We start from the raw sequence: 19,674 nt of genomic DNA on the forward strand, positions 1-19,674 counted from the left end.
AATGAGTGATATGGTCTCTAATAATATTGATGAACTGAAAGGTGCTCCACTATTTAAGTTTATCACTTCCTATAGAAATATATATCGAGCTATATATGCTCTTGAATCATATATTGACGAACTTTATCTTTTAGGCACCAAGGCAGATAGGTCTAATGCAAAGAAAAATTCCACAGAATCAGATAGTCAACTGCATAATAAGAGCGATTTGGAGTTATATTACATCCTTCATGACAAATACAATTGGAATGTGATTAATGAGGTGATAACGGCATGTCAGGCCAGGATTGAAGATGTCATTCTCAAGAGCGATGAATACTTTGAAACTTCTGTTTTCTTCTCTTTAAAGAAGTATGATACTGAAAAAGAAAAATTAAGATTCAGACCCCTGCATACAGCATCTCTTGTGGATCAGATATGCATGGTTGCTATGCTACAAGTATTAATGTTTGAGGATAACGATGAAATAGATGACATACCAAGTGCGATGCCTCGGCGTTTTCCGTCAGATTTGCTTAAGTCAATTCCGGATAATTTCTATGGGAATCGCGGCTCCTTGAAATTAGAACGCATCTATGAAAAATGGGCTCCGAACTATCAGGCATATAACCAGAAGATTGTGGAATCATGCACCAAGTATAGCAGAAGCCATAAGTATGAATACGAAGTGTCGCTTGACATCAAGGAGTTTTTCCCATCTATTTCTCCATTTTACTTATTTGTAAAGATTTGCGATATCCTCAAAGAAAGATATCGTAATAAGGTAAATAAATTTACCGAATCAGATCCAATTAACAGTGAGGAGAAAATCTATCACCAAAACCTAACTATTCTTAAAAGAGCAACTGCAAAGCTCTTATTTCTAAAAGTTAAGGATGGTGATAAAATCATAGATCCCGCATTTGATTATTATGGAGATGAAGGTGCCGAACCAAGATTTAAAGACCATACCGATCTATTCGCCAAAGGAGTTGCGCAAGGGCTCCCACAATCTTATTTCTTCGGTAATCTGTGTATGACGGATGTACGCAGGAAGATTATGGGTGATGATATGTTCAAGGGCAAGGATTATTTCTATGTGGATGATTCCGTGATCTATGTCAAAGGATATGATGAAGATTTAAAAAATCAATTTAATGATAAGATAAAAAAACTGAATAAAGCCCTAGAAGAGCTGGCTTCTATTGAAGAGCTGGAACTACGTTGGGAAACATCCTTGAAAGACTCTAGTGATTGCTCATCTCTGTTTGAAGACCTAAAAAAATATTGCGGAAAGGCCATAGACTTCCACAAGAAACTGGAGGATAAATACAAAATTGTGTTTCATGAAGATGGAAAAAGCAGCATTCAAACTATTGATGTCGCAGATCGAGTCATAAAGTCAATGGGAGGTCTGGGACGTAATGCTTCTGGGACGTCCTCAATCTTTACAGAGGGAGATGACCGACGCATCTCAAAGGAGAAAATGAATGCCCTAAATGATTATGCATGGAATATTATCAAACAGAAAGAACAGGAGAATGGTGCTCATGTAGGGAAGACCGTCAATAATGATAATACCCTTCAACTTAAAGTCTTTAAAAGATTCCGAAAAATTTTCTTATCCAGAAATATGTGGCTCGATACTATGGATTCTGGAAATATAGAGGAAGGACTTAAGGACTGGTTCCTGAGATTGTTGACCCCCGAGGGATTAGAAATTCGCAATAAATACTCTTCCCCAGTTGAAATGGCTGAAGATTCAAACGTGCCCAAAGTAGTATCCGTATATTCGTCTGATATGGTATTCAGCAAGGGTAAAAAAGAGTTATGGTTCGAACTTACCGATAAGGAATCTTTCCGAGCAGAAGCACTACAGCTATTAAAATGCAGCTCTTTAGAGTACGCAAGAGAACTTAAAGATCAGATAACAAAATTTGAAGAGTCATTTTCTACGGTGCATAATAGCTCTTCTTCTCATCTATATTTTCATAAATATATTGAAGGTGTCATCTCCGCGCGAACTATAAGTGGAGATAAGTATGAAAGTCTGCGCAAAAGTTTTCGTAATAATTTTCCAGCTGCAGCCAATATTGATACCGCTAAAGCTATCGATCGATTAAGAGAGTTTATTCATCGGGAATTCTATTTTATCTTTTCTCCGGATAAGAATGCCAATAAAGAAACCCAACAAAAGAGTGACGCGACTTCGCCCATGGCTGGAGCAAAAGAGGGTATATATTTCATGGAGCATATATCCGAGGAATTCAAACGCAGAATACTCAACGCTTATTTTTCAGTATTAGTAGGTGTTAATCCGTCAGAGGAAGTTCCATTTGTAAAGACAAGAGGCGGTAATATAGATTATGCGGCATTTCGGATCCTTGTCTGGCTTAGGAATCCTCATTTCGACTTTAAAGATTTCTGGCACTTTCTGTCAAAGATTGAATACCATGCACTTCCAGAAAGAATGATTGTAGACAACGGTCTTCCCGAAGTGGTCAAAATATTTATCCTACAAATATCGGATCCAGAGAAAGTGGACCACCTCATATTAACTCACAGGATTGTAAAAGGATTGTGGCAGAATGGATCGAAGTTCTTAAATTCATATACCCTACACAATGAGGAGCATGCCGTGAAACTGATTATCCTTTCTATGGAAATAATAAGACGTATTGATTATTTTCAGTTAAAGCAGCTTGATTATTATATTCTTTTTTTGGCATGTTATCTACATGACATCAGTATGGTTATTCATCCTGATTTGCAGCGTTTTTGTCATGCTGAAGAGCAGAACATAGAATTGATGGATAGGTATCTGACTGAAATGAAAAATAAAGCCAATGAATGGGAGAAGAATGTATCCATGACAGGTGATCCTGAATGGTTCGTTAATTTCTGGAAATCTTTTGGCGTGAAAATGACAGCAATATTCAATGAAGTGTTTGATTACTTTGAATCCGATGTCAGGGATAAACATCCCAAAGAAAGTGCCCTGTTTATAAAGAATAAACGGCACGACCTTTTTCAATATCTTGAAGAAACAATAGTTGAAGCAGTAGCGAAGGCTGGAGAAGACCATGGTAAAGATATTCATAATGTTTATGACATGCGTTCCTCGGCTAAGGATGATGTAGTTAGCTCCAAATACATTTCCATCCTTTTACGTCTTGCTGATTTGATGGATGTGTCCAACGACCGGATAAATTACCATCTCCTTAATGAAAATGTAAATCATTTATCTACAACATCAAAATTCCATTGGATTTCACATCTCATTACTGACGAGATAGCCCTGATTCCCAACTATGAAGTAGGCTATGATTCTATTACGGATAAGAAAAATAAGGATAAAAGGATATATTTTATCCGAGAGACACTCAGATTCTATCTCATTCTTAACATGAAGAGCTTGGAACCAATAGAGAAAAGGGATGATGAGGGATGTCAGTATTGGCGCAAAACAGACTATAACACAGACATAACTCCGGTTCGGTATAAGGATTTCGAAGGGATATCTTTACGATTCAAGGAAAGTCCGTGTAAAGAGATAGCATGTCCGATGGTATGCCGATGGATGAATAAGAAACATAATTGGTTTTTCCCTGAGCTAGCAAAACTCCAAAGTTATCTAAACACAGTAAACTATGAGCCGTTTAGGACGGAGATTGAAGTCAATATATTATTTAAGGACTTTTCAGACATAAATCTCAAGCCTTCTCTGTTCGATGATGTAAGACGTTTCTTAAAAAATGAGCATAATGAGTAGTAAACATAGCTTTATAATACATCGGTTTGAAGAGTTTTCTCGGATAACTGAAGTTCTGACCGAAGGTTTTGTGCCTAATTATCATGAAGAGGATCTCAGACTCTCAAAGGCCCCTACTGATGTGAGGTATATGGGCATACCAATGGTTTCATTTGGAGATATTGAAGATAATGATATTTCCGAATTTATGAAGAATGCAAATCCTGATTACGGCGAGTATGCTATCATGATGAAAAAGGAATGGGCATTACGGCAGAAATGGATGAGTCCCGTATGGTATCTTACGGATGAAATGTTAAATCGACTAACTAGAAATTGGAAAGCTTGGTTGGAAGACGGGATAGCCGGATACTGTAAAAAATATATATCCGAGTGGAAAGGAAGTCCATATAATAATTACGCAGAACGAGAATGGAGATATACAGTACCGATAACAGAAGTTAAATGGATTTTAACCAAAGAGGCTTACGATACATGGCGCAGATACCCAGTTCTGAAAAAGAGACCAGCCCCGACAGAAGAACTCAAAAAACATACCTTAAAGTTCGATATTGAGGACATAGAGGGAATTGTCGTATCTGATAAAAAAGCCCGAGAAGAGATAACCACATTCCTTCATACAACAGAGCTTTTCTCAGGAACAAGAAGAACTCTATCTTCACCTGAAATAAATAAATTATTAGATTTAGTGATAGTAACTGAGTAAAAATACGGTTGGTACAATGGCTTGTTAAAAGCGGGGACGGGCGCGTCCGTCCCCAAGAGCGTAAAGCAGGTATAAATTACTGGCAATACAAAAAAGAAAAAAGGAGACCGAAGTCTCCTGGAGATTAACTGATTTTGTATTGCTCTTATGTATAATCAATTAACCTCGCAGCAAAGATCGCAAATTTTTGCGTTGCTGCAAAGAAAAACTCAGAGAAAAGAGATCGCCCTCATCGTAGGGTGCAGTCAGTCAACGCTTAGCCGCGAACTTCGTCGAAATTCCACGGCCAAGGGACACTACCTTTGGGAGAAAGCTCACGCCAAAGCGATGGATCGCCGCAAACGCACTACATCCAACCGAAAGCTTGACAGTATTCTTGTATGGCGGATAAAACAGATGATCACCGATCATCTGTGGTCGCCGGAACAGATCCGTGGAGTATTGGGGAAAGAGGGCATAAGTGTCTCGATACAGAGCATCTACAATATCATCAATGCCGACGTCAGCGGCGAGTTGCGCAAGCACAGACGTCACCCGAACTTCAGGCGGCGCCCCAAAGCGGAGCGCAAACCGACGAAAGCAACCAACATCCCCGACCGCACAAGCATACATGAGCGTCCGTCAGAGGCCGACGGGCACCGCTTCGGAGATTTTGAGATGGATCTGACCGTGGACTCCTACGGACACGCTATACTTGTCCTTCTGGAACGTCTTACAGGATTTGTAATGATGGAGAGACTGCCTTACGGCAAGAGAGCCAAGCCATTGTCCGAGGCTGTCGTAAGATTGCTTTTCGCTTATCGCAAATGCGTCAGAACCATCACGACCGACAACGGAAGCGAGTTCACGGCACATTCCGACATTACCGCCGGACTTCGCATGAAAGGGCGTGATGATGTCATTGTCTATTTTGCCGATGCTTACTGTTCATGGCAGAAAGGAGCAGTCGAGAATGTGAACAAGCTCATTCGTCAGTACATACCTAAGAAATCTAATTTCAACAGCTTCTCTGACAGATTTATTATGGATGTCGCAAAGAAAATTAACCTCAGACCGAGAAAAAAACTCAGATTCTCTAATCCAAAAACTGAGTTCTTCAAACAAATCGATAATTTTGCACTTGCCAGTTGAACCTGCACATTTACTGAATATCCCTAATTAGCCAACTAATTCATACCTAAAATATTGCGGATTAGTTGGCTTTTTTGTATCTTTAGGTATTTCCCCGTAAATACGGTTTGGCAGCCAAAACGGGGGAAATACCCCAACTAAGATGTGGCAAAAATATGAAATATTTCCGAGATTCAGCCAACATTCGGCTTTACAGAATTCGATATTCTGAAAAAATATCGCAAGAGTTTTCATGAGAGTGAACTTGGCAGGCTTCATTCCGTGTTCCCGTTTGAGCGTATAGCCAAAGAAGCAGGCCTGTCGGAGCAGCGTCTGGGACGTAGGAACATTTTCAGTCCTTGTGCCAAGATTGCCCTTATGGTACTGAAGGCCTATACCGGTTTCTCCGACAGGTAGTTGGTGGAACACATTAACGGTAACATACACTATCAGATGTTCTGCGGAGTTATGATAGACCCATCCTTTCCAATAACGAACTTCAAGATAATCAGCGCTATCCGTAATGAGACAGCCTCCCGTCTTGACATTGACGCTCTTCAGGAGATGCTTGCCTCACACTGGAAACCTTATCTTGAGAACCTCCACGTGTGTATGACCAATGCCACCTGTTATGAGAGCCACATGCGTTTTCCCACTGACATGAAGCTCCTTTGGGAAAGTATCGTGTGGCTTCACAGGCATATCTGCTGTCATTGCAGCGATCTAGACATTAGGCGTCCGCGCAACAAATATGCGGATGTCTCGACCGCCTACCTGTCCTACAGCAAGAAAAGAAAGAGGAAGGCTTCAAGGACGCGCATGCTCAAACGGCGCATGCTCAAGCTTCTGGAGAAGCTCATCATGCAGAGGGACGGGATTGATAAGGAGTACGGTGCCTCACTCCGCTATACGCAGGATTACCTGAAACGGCTTTCCGTAATCAGAAAGGTCCTTGTGCAGGGGAAGGAACTGTTTGAAGGCGGGAAGGTCAGCGGCCGTATTGTCAGCATCGACCGCCATTATGTACGCCCCATCGTAAGAGGCAAGGAGGCAAAACCGGTTGAGTTCGGTGCAAAGGTCAACAACATACAGATAGACGGCATATCCTTCATCGAACATCTCTCCTTCAAGGCCTTCAACGAGGGTATACGCCTGAAGGATTGTATCCGACTGCAGCAGAGACTTATGAAGGCGAGAGTAAGATGCGTGGCTGCCGATTCCATATATGCCAACAACGCCAACAGGAAGTTCTGTACGAAATATGGAATATCCACTTCCTTTGTGTGCAAGGGAAGGGCGGCAAAGGACGAGCGGTTGAGAAAGGTGCTCAGAAGTGAACTCTCAAGGGAGAGAGCCACCCGGCTGGAAGGCAGCTTCGGCACTCAAAAGCAACATTACTCACTCTCAAGAATAAAGGCAAGGAAGAGGGGGACTGAGATCCTGTGGATTTTCTTTGGAATACATACGGCAAATGCTGTACTGATGATAGACAAAATCAAAAAAAGGAAGAATAAAGTGGCATGACATGACTTTACGGACTGAATCAGAAGAGGGCCATCGGACTTCTTCTGGAGTATCATGTCCTGCCGGATAAGTTCAGGCGATAAAACACAGAAAAATTACAATAAAAATAGCACATGAAGGGATTAGGGGGGCAACTTCATGTGCTATCTTCATTCTGTAACAGCGAATTTTTCACAAAATAATTATACTGTCATTTTACATTGGTTTCTGTATGCACTTAATTTGTTTTTTTTGGGAAATAAATCATCTTTGTTCACAGAAAGGCGTTCTTTTGATGTAATGCAAAACAAGATAGAATACAGAACTTTGCTCGTTTCTAAGTCGTTACCTATCACGAGACAGATTTATGCAAGTCATTAAATTTCAATGGTAAAGACAATTTGTAATGTCTCGCTGAATGTCGTTGTAGTCTGCGAACACTTCTTCGATATACTCTTTCAGTTCCTTGACTTCACGCTGTAGTTCATGTACCGGATTTGATGGTGGCAATGTCAACAACCGGCGCACGGCAACAAAAGCACGCATTATATTTATATTAACTTCTATCGCCAAATCGGAGTTAAGAACACTACTAAGCATTGCAACTCCCAACTCAGTGAAAGCGTAGGGCATATAACGAATACCACCCCTTTTTGAGGTGCAGTTTTTGCACCTCAAAGATTCCCATTCAGAATCAGTAAGTTCAAACATGAAGTCACTTGGAAAGCGTTTAAGGTTACTTTTCACCGAACGTTTTAAATACTTCGTCTCCGTCCCATACATTTCTGCCAAATCAAAATCCAGCATAACCTTTTGCCCACGTATGTCATAAATCTTACTCTGTATTACTTCGAGTTGTTCCATCTTATTCTACTTTGGTATTATTCTTTTAGCACAATTAAGGCAGGCGATTGATATACTGTCAGACTTGGGCTGTATTCTATTGAGGAATATCTTTTCTGCAAAAGTAAGCAAATGTGTTATGTAACAAGTAAGCGCCAATCAATATATATTGCTATATCAAAAAGAATCTGTATCTTTGACCATGAAAAGTCTACCAAAACAGTCTGATTCATCAATGTCGTTACTATACTGTTATTTCCAAGCAGGGGAGGCAGGCTTTTCATTAGTGATATTCAATACATTATAAAAGGTTATGATCTTATGCGAGTAATCAGCGGTATTTACAAACGAAGAAGATTCGATGTGCCACGAACATTCAAAGCACGTCCCACAACAGATTTTGCCAAAGAGAATCTGTTTAATGTACTCAATAATTATATCGACTTCGAAGAGGGAGTCAGCGCATTGGACTTGTTTGCCGGAACCGGAAGCATAAGTATCGAACTTGTATCAAGAGGCTGCGACCGTGTAATCAGCATTGAGAAAGAACCTGCTCATCATGCGTTCATCTCCAAAATAATGAAAGAGGTGAAGACAGACAAATGCCTGCCGATACGCGGGGATGTATTCAAATTCATCAAGGGCAGCCGCGAGCAGTTCGATTTCATCTTTGCCGATCCCCCTTACGCTTTAAAGGAACTGGAAACAATCCCCGAACTTATCTTCCAAAACAATTTACTCAAAGAGGGAGGCTTATTAGTATTGGAGCACGGAAAGGACAATAACTTTGAGGAAAATCCGTATTTTGTAGAAAGGAGAGTATATGGAAGCGTGAACTTCTCTATCTTTCGTTTTACAGCAATGGAGCCAACAAACGGACAATAGACTCTACCGCTTTTTGTCTCCACGAACGCTTCACCCAATTCTTTAAGAATATCTGCGTGCTTTCCCGTTGGTCTTGCAGGAATATCTCCTTCATCTCAAGTGCAGTGTTCACATCGTATATAAAGGCGTTCACCTCAAAATTATGCTCAAAGCTGCGGAAGTCCACATTGGTGGAGCCTACCGTAGAAAGCATATCATCCGAAACCATAAGTTTGGAATGCAGGAAGCCTTTTTTATAGAAATAAACCTTCACACCAGCTTGCATCACATCAGCCAGGTAGGAGCAAGAACCAAGATGGGTGATTCTATTATCGGCATGTTCCGGCAACATCAAACGTACGTCTACTCCGGATAATGCCGCCGTCTGCATAGCAGCCAATATTTGTTCGGTCGGCAAGAAATAAGGTGTTTGCATATAGAAATATCTCCTTGCACCAGTTATGGCTACGGTCAGTCCCTGCATGATTTCTTTCCAAGGACCGATAGGTTCGCTGGTAACGATCTGTACCAGTGAATTTCCATAAGAGTCTATTTTCGGGAAATAACGGGAAGCGGTTATCAGAGTACGGTCTACGAAATACCAATCGAGCAGAAAAGCCGTCTGCAAACCGTGTACCGCCTTACCTTCTATCATGATGTGCGTGTCTCGCCAGATTCCCCAAGAGAAACCACGCATATAACGTTCCGCCAGATTCATTCCTCCTACAAAGCCTACCTGCCCGTCGATAACAACAATTTTCCTATGATTCCGATAATTCACCCTACTTGTGAATAAGGGGAAGCGGACTTTCAAGAAGCTCCTCACTTCAATACCCGCATTACGCATTTCCTCAAAAAAGCGGTTAGGAACATGCCAGCAACCTACGTCATCATAAATCACCCGTACCTCAACTCCCTGCATGGCTTTCTCTATCAATACATCTCTGACCATACGCCCGATAGCGTCATCCTCAAAGATATAATATTCCATGTGGATATGCTGCTTCGCTTTTTGCAATTCACACAGTAAAGACTGAAGTTTGGTATAACCTTCCGTATAGACAGCCACCCGGTTTCCTTCGAACGGGAAAGCTTGGTTGGTATGCTGGAATAGTTGGATAAGACGGGAATATTCGTATTGGACTTCCGAGCAATCTTGCGCCAAGTATTCCGCCATCGGTTTCTTGAGGAGACGGTCATAACTCTTCCTCCCGATAATCCGTTCGCGACGCTGGCTGCGCCCAAAGAAAAAATAAAAGACAAGACCTACAATGGGCAGAAAAAGCAAGATCAGTATCCAAGCCATAGTCTTAACCGGATTCCGGTTGTCAAGGATAATGATAACAATCGTACCGATGATGGCTCCGAAATAGAGAATATCAAAAGCCACCGTTGCAATCTGAGCAAGTATGTAATTCCAGTCTATCATAGGAATCTCTTCTTAAAGCGGATACTAAGCAACAAATATAGAGTAATTTATCGGATAAACAAAAAAGTCCCGGCAACAACTCTCGTTCGTTACACCGGGACTCCCTTTTTATCTGTATTCACTTATCCTCAAAAACGCATCATCCGTCCCGAGCCACCGCCGTGTGGTCCACGCGGTCCACGATGACCACCTCCATCAAATCCGCCTTGACGCATATTGCCACGAGCTTCTTTATTTCCAAAGACATTCAGACGATAAGAAAAACGAAGCATACAGTAGCTGTTTATTCCATTATACTCGGAAACGGAACGCATATCGGCCGTCAACGAACGACTGATATTGGACTGCTGTCTCAGAATATCGTATATCTCTAAACTGATTGTCGCGGCATTACCTTTCAGGAAGTTCTGGGCAATCTGCGCATTCCAGATAAGCTCATTCTTATTCATGCTGGCGTCACGATAGCCACGACGTGCATTGTTGGTTATGTTTGTCGACAATGTCATACTCCAAGGCAAAGAAATATTGGTGCTTGCTCCATATCCGAACGTATATGGTTCCTGATTGTTCTCCGGGCGCAACTCATTACGCTCGAAATTATAGTTGATCGAACCGTTAATAGTAAACTCAAACCAATCATTACGGAAAGTTCCATTCAGATTCTCACCCAAAGTCAACGTTGTACTCGTGTTCTTATCATTCACCTTAGTATCATTATTATAAAGGAAAGAAACATCGTTAGTATAGTTAGCACGTGAGAAAGAATGGATAGTGAAACGCTTGTCTCTCAAAGCTGTATTAAAGCCGAACATCCCCATTGCATTCCAATAACCATTAATATTTTCCGGTTGGGAAATTGTTCCACCCGTTGTCTGATTATAACGAGTAACATTGGAAATTTTGTTCTGGGTCATATTAAAAAATGCATGCGCCATCATCCCCCTCTGTTTATCCGCATTATAAGTATTGTAGAATAAGCGCATGGAATGATTGAAAGAAGGTTTCAATCCCGGGTTTCCCTTGGTGATTCTCAACGGATTGGAATCATCGGTCACATCCAACAGATTCTCCATACCCGGTTGACTAGCACGCCCCCGATAAGTAAACCGCAACTGGCTCACCTTAGAGAAACGGTAGCGGAAATCAATATTAGGAGCAAAATTGAATACATTTCTCTTTACAACTGTATCTATCTCAGATTTTTTATAAGTCAATGTCGTATTTTGTGGCTGCAAAGAGACTCCCAAGTTAAAACGATACTTCTCACGGATGATATTCAATCCCGCATTAACATCATGGTTGTAATATTTATATTTCGCATATTTACTTAAGTCCCTATCTTTATATTCCCAGTATCCGTCCGGCAAGTCATTTCCTAAATGCCAATCCCATTCCTGTCCCTTACCGTCATCGCCAGGCATCAAATCATAAGTACTTCTGTCACTCTCACTATATTTATATTGGAACTTATAACGCAACTGCAAGAATGTAGACTTTGCAATCGGTTCATTATATGTCAATTCTGCCGTATAGTCATAATTTTGAGTAGGAGAAGTTGTATACCGCCTGTTATCATCATCTTCTTTCGGTTCTTCCTTGTCAAAATAACGAGTCAACGACTCACTGAACTGCTCACTGTCATTATCACCATAATTAAATGTACCGCGAAAAGTGATATTTCGCCCCCGACTGTTCAATCTCCTATTTAACTGCAAACTCGCATTCGCAGACAAACTGTTGCTTTCAGACAGTGAGTTGCTATTACTCCCATTCACTCGAATTGCCTCTAATGGATCATCGGTTGCCCCCCACAAACTTTTATCCAAAAAGTCATTAGGATTAGATACTAAATTGAATGGATCACTGTCAAAAGTTCCCGATTCGGATTTAGAATGACTTTCAGACTTTCCATACGAAAAATTTGGACGAAAAATTATATTAGTCAGTGTATCGGGTCTCCATTCCAAACGGAAGTCAGCATTAAAATTCGTATTCTTGTTCCGGTTTCTGCTATTTGAGTTCGAATAGGAATTTCCATTCTGCAAGAAACGTTCCGAATAGTTGGTAGAAAGCGCATCTCGATCGCTAAAGTTATAACGGGCACTACCTCCTAGTTCCAATTTCTCCGACTGGGTAGCAAAGTTAGCTCCTAACATTTTGGTTGCAGTCAGTCCATTACTGTTTCGGAAACGGGGTCCACCACCTCCGGAAAATCCCTGATCGTTTACATTATTAGCCGAGCCAATCAAAGTAAACTGACTGTTATCAACAAAACGATTCAACATCAAGTTACTCCCATAACGGTCTTTCGTACCGACAGCCGCACTCGCATTTCCAAACCAGCCTTGGTTCATTCCCTTCTTCACCTTCAAGTCGAGAACCGTTTCTTCTTCTCCATCATCAATTCCCGTAACACGGGCCAAGTCAGATTTCTTATCATATGTCTTCAGTTTATCAATCATGTTAACCGGCAAGTTTTTCAGTCCGGTTTTCACATCACCGCCAAAGAACTCCTTACCATCCACCATGATCTTCTTCACTTCCTTACCATTGATCTTGACATTCCCCTCATCATCAATTTCCGCACCGGGAAGTTTTTTCACTAGTTCTTCGAGCATAGCTCCTTCAGGAGTACGGTAAGCGGAGGAATTATATTCCAATGTATCTTCTTTCACAGTCACTTGGGGAGCTTCGGCAGTAATCACAGCCTCCTTCAACATAACAGCGTCAGACTCCAGCGCTATCGTCCCCACACGCTTTTCCGTCATGTTCGCATAAAGATGAAGAGGTACATACTTTGTGAGGAAACCGATATAGGATACCTTCAAAAGATATTTCCCGGCCTTCACTTTGGGAAGAGTAAACCAACCTTGATTATTACTGGCAATACCGGCAGCATAAGCGCTATCGGGCAATGACAACAATTGAACTGTAGCCTGTGCCGCCGGCTCTTTCGAGTCGGACTCTACAACACGTCCCGAAACAGTAATCACCTTATTTTGTGCAAAAATAGAGAAGGTGCTCAGCAATAGCAACACCAACCCGACTGAAAATCTTTTCATTTACCTTATTTACGATTATATTAGTAGCAATAGCAATGTTCTTTTGACAAATAAGATCGTAAAAGGTTTAATCGGGAAGATAATTATCTTTTAAAGAATCGATCAACGAGCGCTTTTTTCAGACCAAACTCCAGACAAAGCACATTAAAGACTAGGAAAGTAAGAAAAGAAGAAGTATCAACATTGATGACATCTCCTTGCATAACGCGCCATAACATCCCTCCAAAGACAAACAGGAACGTCAGAAAGATTGCATTCCGAACAGCCGCATTACGAATCTGCTCCGTTTCACGACTTTCATGCTTACTAAAAGCAAAGATTATCAACAAACATCCTGCCATCATCAGCAACTTTGTACATTCTTTATAAAACAACAGATTGCTGTCGGTCACCATCCCTTGCATCACCAGAATAAAAGGAATGAACAGAGCTACCAACAAGACAACATATCCCAAAGGACGACAATAGACAGGTAATAATGCTTTCATAATTGAATGATTGAACGTTTTAACGAGACAAAAGTAAGCAAAAAAGATAATTTTATATACATTTGCAGACAGAAAAGCAAAAGAATCATGAGTAAACAAGAAGTTATTCTCTGTGAAAGCTTGGAAACAAGCCTGCGCCGTGCCATCGAACAGTGTCCGCACGACAAATTATTCATTCTTACAGACGAGCATACCCGCTCTCTCTGTCTTCCTTCCCTAAAGGAAACCTCATTGCTGAAAGAGGCTGTTGAAATATGTATCGGAGCCGAAGACGTACATAAGACGTTGGATACACTCGCCTCCGTCTGGATGGCATTAAGCACGCAAGGAGCTACCCGCCACTCTCTGCTTATCAATCTCGGAGGGGGGATGGTTACGGATTTGGGTGGTTTTGCCGCAGCCACTTTCAAACGTGGTATTGCTTATATCAATATACCCACTACCCTATTGGCTATGGTAGACGCGTCTGTCGGCGGTAAAACAGGAATCAACTTCAACGGACTGAAGAACGAGATCGGCTCATTCTTTCCGGCCAACAGCGTGCTACTCGAAACAGAATTCCTGCGCACACTGGATGCGCATAACTTCTTTTCCGGATATGCAGAAATGCTGAAACACGGTTTGATCAGCAACGTAGAACATTGGGCAGAGTTACTCAGTTTCGATACCGTCAATATCGACTATGCCGCTCTCAAAAGGCTGGTTGGCGAGTCGGTACAAGTGAAAGAAGAAATAGTGGAGCAGGATCCCTTCGAACGTAACATTCGTAAAGCATTAAACCTGGGGCATACGGTAGGACACGCATTCGAAAGCATGGCGTTGGCGGAAAACCGTCCGGTATTGCATGGTTATGCAGTCGCCTGGGGAATTGTATGTGAATTGTACCTGTCCCATACTAAAGTCGGTTTTCCGAAAGAGAAAATGAGACAGACAATCCGGTTTATCAAAGACAATTATGGGGTATTCACTTTCGACTGCAAGAAATATGAACAACTATACGCATTCATGACACATGACAAAAAGAATACTTCGGGAACAATTAATTTCACATTATTGAAAGACATCGGAGACATCTGCATCAACCAGACTGCCGATAAGGATACCATCTTTGAGATGTTGGACTTTTACCGTGAATGTATGGGAATTTAATTCCCTTAGCCCAAGTGAGACATTCGATACTGAGAGAGTGACATTCCCGTATGTTTTCTGAAGAAACGTCCTAGCGAAGACTGGTTGGCGAAATTTGTCCTAATGGCTATCTCCTGAATATTCATATTTGTATTCTTCAACAGTGTTTTTATTTCCAGTATGACGTATTCAACAATCCAGTCTTTCGCAGACTTTCCGCTCGTCTCCTTGATAACCATAGTCAGATATTTGGAAGTGATACAGAGTTTATCCGCATAAAAAGCCACATCCTTGTTCTCTTTAAAATGCTTCATGATAAGCCCGAAGAATTTATTAGCCAGCTCTTCCTTACGTATATCTTTCCTATCAGTCGTCAAAGTAGCCTCCTTCTGATAAGCGTTGAACAGCTCGAGATACAGATATCGCAGCAGATGAACTATCAGTTCCCGTCTATATATATCCTGAGATGTAACTTTCCCTTTTATCATCCCCAGAAAATTATAGGTCCGAAGAACATCACGTTCCGTCTGCGGATACCAATAATGGTTTCGCATATAAAAGAAAAAATGTGGAGAAAATCGGGGAGCTCCACTTAACGCATCGCTGAACAAAGAAGATGATATGACCATTGTTACAGTCAAGAAATCTTCGCTAGGATCACTAAATGAGACAAACTGTCCGGGCAACAGTATTATCAGTTCCTTCGGCTGTATCCAATGTACGTCCTCATGTACAGTGAGTTTCGCTTTTCCCCTCAAACTATATACAATCAAGGCAGATTGGATATTGGAAGGATAGGAAGTCAGAGGAAGGTATTTTAGATTCTGGTAAAACTTAAAGTCATCACCCAAAACATATATCTCTAATGTCTCTGTATTATTAATGTCTAACATTTAACGCCTTTCTAATCTAAACTAGTCTTTTCTACAAATGTATAACATCCCCTCATACCAAAGCACCGCCAGTGGAATTATGGTATTATTCTACGGAAATAATACATCTGTTATTTACATTAATTCATAAACAAAACCACTGATAAATTGTTTATCCGCACCTCTTCACTTTAAACCTGCCATGCCTCATTTATCCTCCACCAAACATAAGAACAGATTTAAAACCGTACAAAAAAGAATCACCGCACAATAAAATTCAAAGGATTTATTTGCTAATTAAAAATAAAGCACTACTTTTGCATCCGCAATTCGGGGTGTAGCTCAGCCCGGTTAGAGTACGCGTCTGGGGGGCGTGTGGTCGCTGGTTCGAATCCAGTCACCCCGACATTGGGAATCAGCCATTTACAAACAGTAAGTGGCTGATTTGTTTTTTTAGTGGAACACATTTGGAACAATAAACCCGTATTTATCAAGAATAGCCCTATAGCAATGAAAGAAGATCCGAAACATATCCGAATCAGTGAATACAACTATCCGTTGCCGGATGAACGTATCGCCAAGTTTCCGTTGCCCGTTCGCGACCAGTCCAAATTACTGATCTACCGCCACGGTGAAGTGAACGAAACCATTTTTACTTCTTTACCTGACTACTTGCCTAAAGGAAGCCTGATGATATTCAATAACACGAAAGTCATCCAGGCCCGTCTTCATTTTCGGAAAGAAACAGGTGCGTTGATTGAAGTGTTCTGCCTTGAGCCGATTCAACCAAATGATTATGTACTGAACTTCCAGCAGACGGAACACGCCGCATGGCTGTGCATGATCGGCAATCTGAAGAAATGGAAAGACGGGGAACTGAAACGGGAAATGACAGTGAAAGGATTTCCCATCACTCTGACCGCAACGAGAGGAGAATGCAGAGGGACCAGCCATTGGGTAGACTTCACCTGGAATAATGCGGAAGTTACTTTTGCCGATATTCTTGAAGTATTCGGAGAACTTCCTATTCCACCCTATTTGAACCGGGATACGGAAGAGAGTGATAAAGAAACTTATCAGACGGTTTATTCGAAGATAAAAGGATCAGTCGCCGCCCCCACCGCCGGACTACATTTCACTCCACAGGTATTGGATGCACTGCAAGAGAAGGGAATCGAACTTGAAGAACTGACCCTGCACGTAGGTGCGGGAACCTTCAAACCTGTAAAGAGTGAAGAGATTGAAGGTCACGAGATGCATACGGAATATATATCAGTCAACCGGAGTACCATCAAGAAACTGATCGACCATGACGGTTGTGCTGTCGCCGTAGGAACAACTTCTGTGAGAACACTTGAAAGCCTTTACCATATCGGAGTTACTCTCGCAGAGAATCCGGACGCAACGGAAGAGGAACTACACGTCAGACAATGGCAACCTTACGAGAAGTACGACCAGATACCTCCGGTAGTTGCCTTGCAGAAAATATTGGGGTATCTCGACCGCCACGGTATGGAAACACTTCACACCAGTACTCAGATTATCATAGCACCGGGATATGATTATAAAATCGTAAAGGCGATGGTCACCAATTTCCACCAGCCTCAAAGCACCCTGCTGCTTTTGGTTTCCGCTTTTGTAAAAGGCAATTGGCGGACGATCTACGACTATGCCTTAAGCCACGATTTCCGTTTCCTCAGTTATGGAGACTCTTCTTTATTAATACCATAATCCCCCCGAATATAAAAACAATGGCACAGAGCGATAATAACCAAGAAATGTTCCCTATCGTAGATGAGCAGGGAAATATCACCGGAACCGCTACACGCGGAGAATGTCATAGCGGCAGCAAACTGCTCCACCCGGTCGTCCACCTTCATATATTCAACGCCAACGGAGACTTGTATCTGCAGAAGCGTCCCGAATGGAAAGATATCCAGCCGGGGAAATGGGATACAGCCGTAGGCGGACATATTGATTTGGGTGAAAGCGTAGATATCGCCCTCAGACGGGAAGCAAATGAAGAATTAGGTATCACAGATTTCACTCCCGAGCGGCTTGCCAGCTATGTATTCGAGTCCGAACGTGAAAAGGAGCTTGTCTTTGTCCACAAGACCGTTTATGACGGAGAAATTCATCCCAGTGACGAACTGGATGGCGGACGGTTCTGGACAGTCGAAGAAATAAAAGAGAATCTGGGCAAAGGGACTTTCACTCCCAACTTCGAAGGAGAATTGCAGAAAGTCTCCCTTATACCTTCTCTATCCAAGTAATTGTTTCTTCGGATAAAAAACACAGGCGGAAGCTACATTGAAAAGCAGCAACGAACACTTACTATGTCTGTTCGAAAGTTATGATTACCCTACTCAAGGCATCGATTTATGGTTTGACAACCAAACATTAAAACGCGGACCAACGCAATCATCGCAAATCGTAACTCTTCTTTGCGACAATCTGCGTTAATCCGCGTTTCTACTATAAGACAGGCGATTAATTATTTCTTCGCCAATTCATTGATTACATCCATTATCTTCTGTCCGATTTCTTCGGCAGCCTCCATAGTAGAAGCTTCGCTATATACGCGGATAATCGGTTCTGTGTTACTCTTGCGCAAATGTACCCATTTGTCTGCGAAGTCAATCTTCACACCGTCGATGTCGTTGATTTCCTCGTCTTTATAGATTTCCTTCACTTTAGCGAGGATAGCGTCCACGTCAATTTCCGGAGTCAGGTCGACACGGTTCTTCGCAATGAAGTAAGGAGGATAAGTGGCGCGAAGTTCGCTAACCTTCTTTCCTTCGTGAGCCAGATGGCTAAGGAATAAAGCGATACCTACCAAAGCGTCACGGCCGTAATGGCTGGCAGGATAGATCACTCCACCATTTCCTTCACCACCGATAACGGCATTGGTCGCTTTCATCTTCGTTACAACGTTTACTTCGCCAACGGCAGAAGCATTGTATTCCATACCGTATTTACGGGTTACATCACGCAGGGCACGAGTAGAGCTCAAGTTGGATACCGTATTGCCCGGAGTATGCTTCAACACATAGTCGGCAACAGTAACCAATGTATATTCTTCACCGTACATCACACCGTTTTCGCAAATCATCGCCAGACGGTCAACGTCAGGGTCTACCACAAATGCCACATCCGCTTTTCCCCCTTTCATCAAGTTCATGATGTCTCCGAGATTCTTTTCAAGCGGCTCCGGGTTGTGCTGGAAGTTTCCGGTAGGTTCACAATATAGTTTCTCTACGTGTTTCACACCCAAACGTTCGAGAAGTTCGGGAAGAATGATACCGCCTACTGAGTTTACACAGTCAATAGCCACACGGAAATCAGCTTTCTTGATAGCTTCAACGTCTACCAGATCAAGAGCCAATACGCTGTCGATATGTTTTTGATTGTAGGTAAGATCCTTGCGATAAGAGCCCAAGTGATCAACATCGGCATAGTCGAACTCTTCAGCTTCGGCGATACGAAGTACTTCATTGCCTTCCGCCGCATTCAGAAACTCACCATGTTCATTCAGTAACTTCAGTGCATTCCACTGTTTCGGATTATGAGAAGCTGTCAGGATGATACCGCCACAGGCGCCTTCCATCGTTACAGCGAGTTCTGTAGTCGGAGTAGAAGCCAAGTCAATGTCTACTACATCCCAGCCCATTCCCATCAAGGTACCGACTACTACGTTTTTTACCATTTCACCGGAGATGCGGGCGTCACGTCCCACAACAATCTTGTTACTCTTTACCGTACAAGTCTTACGGATTAAAGTAGCATAAGCCGAGGTGAATTTCACGATGTCGAGCGGATTCAATCCTTCGCCCGCTCCTCCGCCGATAGTTCCGCGGATTCCAGAGATAGATTTGATTAGAGTCATAGGTTCTTTACTTAAAGATTTATTTAAATGTT

The 19,674-nt window shown here is 42.1% G+C and carries 13 protein-coding genes, 1 tRNA gene and 1 pseudogene; 9 read left to right on the plus strand and 6 right to left on the minus strand.

Annotated elements, in window-relative coordinates:
• Position 1 precedes the first annotated feature (1 nt).
• From GD630_RS11895 to GD630_RS11910, 4 genes and pseudogenes are all read left to right on the plus strand, one after another.
• Positions 2–3,751, plus strand: a complete 3,750-nt coding sequence (locus GD630_RS11895) for an HD domain-containing protein (protein WP_143864828.1) — start codon at positions 2–4, stop codon at positions 3,749–3,751.
• Positions 3,744–4,457 (plus strand): abortive infection system antitoxin AbiGi family protein, encoded by a 714-nt coding sequence (locus GD630_RS11900; RefSeq protein ID WP_182505600.1) that lies wholly within the window; start codon positions 3,744–3,746, stop codon positions 4,455–4,457. Before GD630_RS11895 ends, GD630_RS11900 begins: the two co-directional genes overlap by 8 nt.
• 147 nt (positions 4,458–4,604) lie before the next feature.
• Entirely contained in the window at positions 4,605–5,588 is a 984-nt protein-coding gene (locus GD630_RS11905; RefSeq protein ID WP_143864826.1) for an IS30 family transposase, read from the plus strand.
• Between the two features lie 144 nt (positions 5,589–5,732).
• A pseudogene (locus GD630_RS11910) lies at positions 5,733–7,091 on the plus strand (transposase).
• A 363-nt stretch (positions 7,092–7,454) separates the two neighbouring features.
• Here GD630_RS11910 and GD630_RS11915 read toward each other — a convergent pair.
• Positions 7,455–7,934, minus strand: a complete 480-nt coding sequence (locus GD630_RS11915) for an ORF6N domain-containing protein (protein ID WP_143864825.1) — start codon at positions 7,932–7,934, stop codon at positions 7,455–7,457.
• A gap of 300 nt (positions 7,935–8,234) precedes the next feature.
• Between GD630_RS11915 and GD630_RS11920 the strand changes: the two genes are divergently transcribed.
• Complete coding sequence (locus GD630_RS11920) at positions 8,235–8,798, plus strand: RsmD family RNA methyltransferase (protein ID WP_143864824.1); 564 nt, start codon at positions 8,235–8,237, stop codon at positions 8,796–8,798.
• Here GD630_RS11920 and cls read toward each other — a convergent pair.
• The 3 genes from cls to GD630_RS11935 all read right to left on the minus strand — a co-directional run bounded on the left by cls (position 8,767) and on the right by GD630_RS11935 (position 13,756).
• On the minus strand, positions 8,767–10,206 hold the full coding sequence (gene cls, locus GD630_RS11925) for a cardiolipin synthase (protein WP_143864823.1): 1,440 nt from the start codon (positions 10,204–10,206) through the stop codon (positions 8,767–8,769). The genes GD630_RS11920 and cls overlap by 32 nt on opposite strands.
• Before the next feature lie 128 nt (positions 10,207–10,334).
• A complete protein-coding gene (locus tag GD630_RS11930) occupies positions 10,335–13,268 on the minus strand; it encodes a TonB-dependent receptor (RefSeq protein ID WP_143864822.1) in 2,934 nt (977 codons plus the stop codon).
• 83 nt (positions 13,269–13,351) lie between these two features.
• Positions 13,352–13,756: a hypothetical protein gene (locus GD630_RS11935; RefSeq protein ID WP_007764558.1), complete on the minus strand. Its 405-nt coding sequence runs from the start codon at positions 13,754–13,756 to the stop codon at positions 13,352–13,354.
• Positions 13,757–13,843: 87 nt separating this feature from the next.
• Between GD630_RS11935 and aroB the strand changes: the two genes are divergently transcribed.
• Entirely contained in the window at positions 13,844–14,905 is a 1,062-nt protein-coding gene (gene aroB, locus GD630_RS11940) for a 3-dehydroquinate synthase (protein WP_143864821.1), read from the plus strand.
• Positions 14,906–14,910: 5 nt separating this feature from the next.
• Here aroB and GD630_RS11945 read toward each other — a convergent pair whose 3' ends face one another.
• Entirely contained in the window at positions 14,911–15,777 is an 867-nt protein-coding gene (locus GD630_RS11945) for a helix-turn-helix domain-containing protein (protein WP_182505601.1), read from the minus strand.
• Positions 15,778–16,087: 310 nt separating this feature from the next.
• Between GD630_RS11945 and GD630_RS11950 the strand changes: the two genes are divergently transcribed.
• From GD630_RS11950 to GD630_RS11960, 3 genes are all read left to right on the plus strand, one after another.
• Positions 16,088–16,162 (plus strand) — tRNA-Pro (locus GD630_RS11950).
• Between the two features lie 104 nt (positions 16,163–16,266).
• Positions 16,267–17,487 carry an S-adenosylmethionine:tRNA ribosyltransferase-isomerase gene (locus tag GD630_RS11955; RefSeq protein ID WP_143864820.1) on the plus strand — a complete coding sequence of 407 codons (1,221 nt, stop codon included), beginning with the start codon at positions 16,267–16,269 and terminating at the stop codon, positions 17,485–17,487.
• 20 nt (positions 17,488–17,507) lie between these two features.
• Positions 17,508–18,029 (plus strand): NUDIX hydrolase, encoded by a 522-nt coding sequence (locus GD630_RS11960; RefSeq protein WP_143864819.1) that lies wholly within the window; start codon positions 17,508–17,510, stop codon positions 18,027–18,029.
• A 221-nt stretch (positions 18,030–18,250) separates the two neighbouring features.
• Here GD630_RS11960 and glmM read toward each other — a convergent pair whose 3' ends face one another.
• The gene (gene glmM / locus GD630_RS11965) at positions 18,251–19,642 is read right to left on the minus strand and encodes a phosphoglucosamine mutase (RefSeq protein WP_143864818.1); all 1,392 of its coding nucleotides are present in this window, start codon (positions 19,640–19,642) and stop codon (positions 18,251–18,253) included.
• Positions 19,643–19,674 lie beyond the last annotated feature (32 nt).

The sequence above is a fragment of the Bacteroides zhangwenhongii genome (assembly GCF_009193325.2).
GTDB classification, from domain to species: domain Bacteria; phylum Bacteroidota; class Bacteroidia; order Bacteroidales; family Bacteroidaceae; genus Bacteroides; species Bacteroides zhangwenhongii.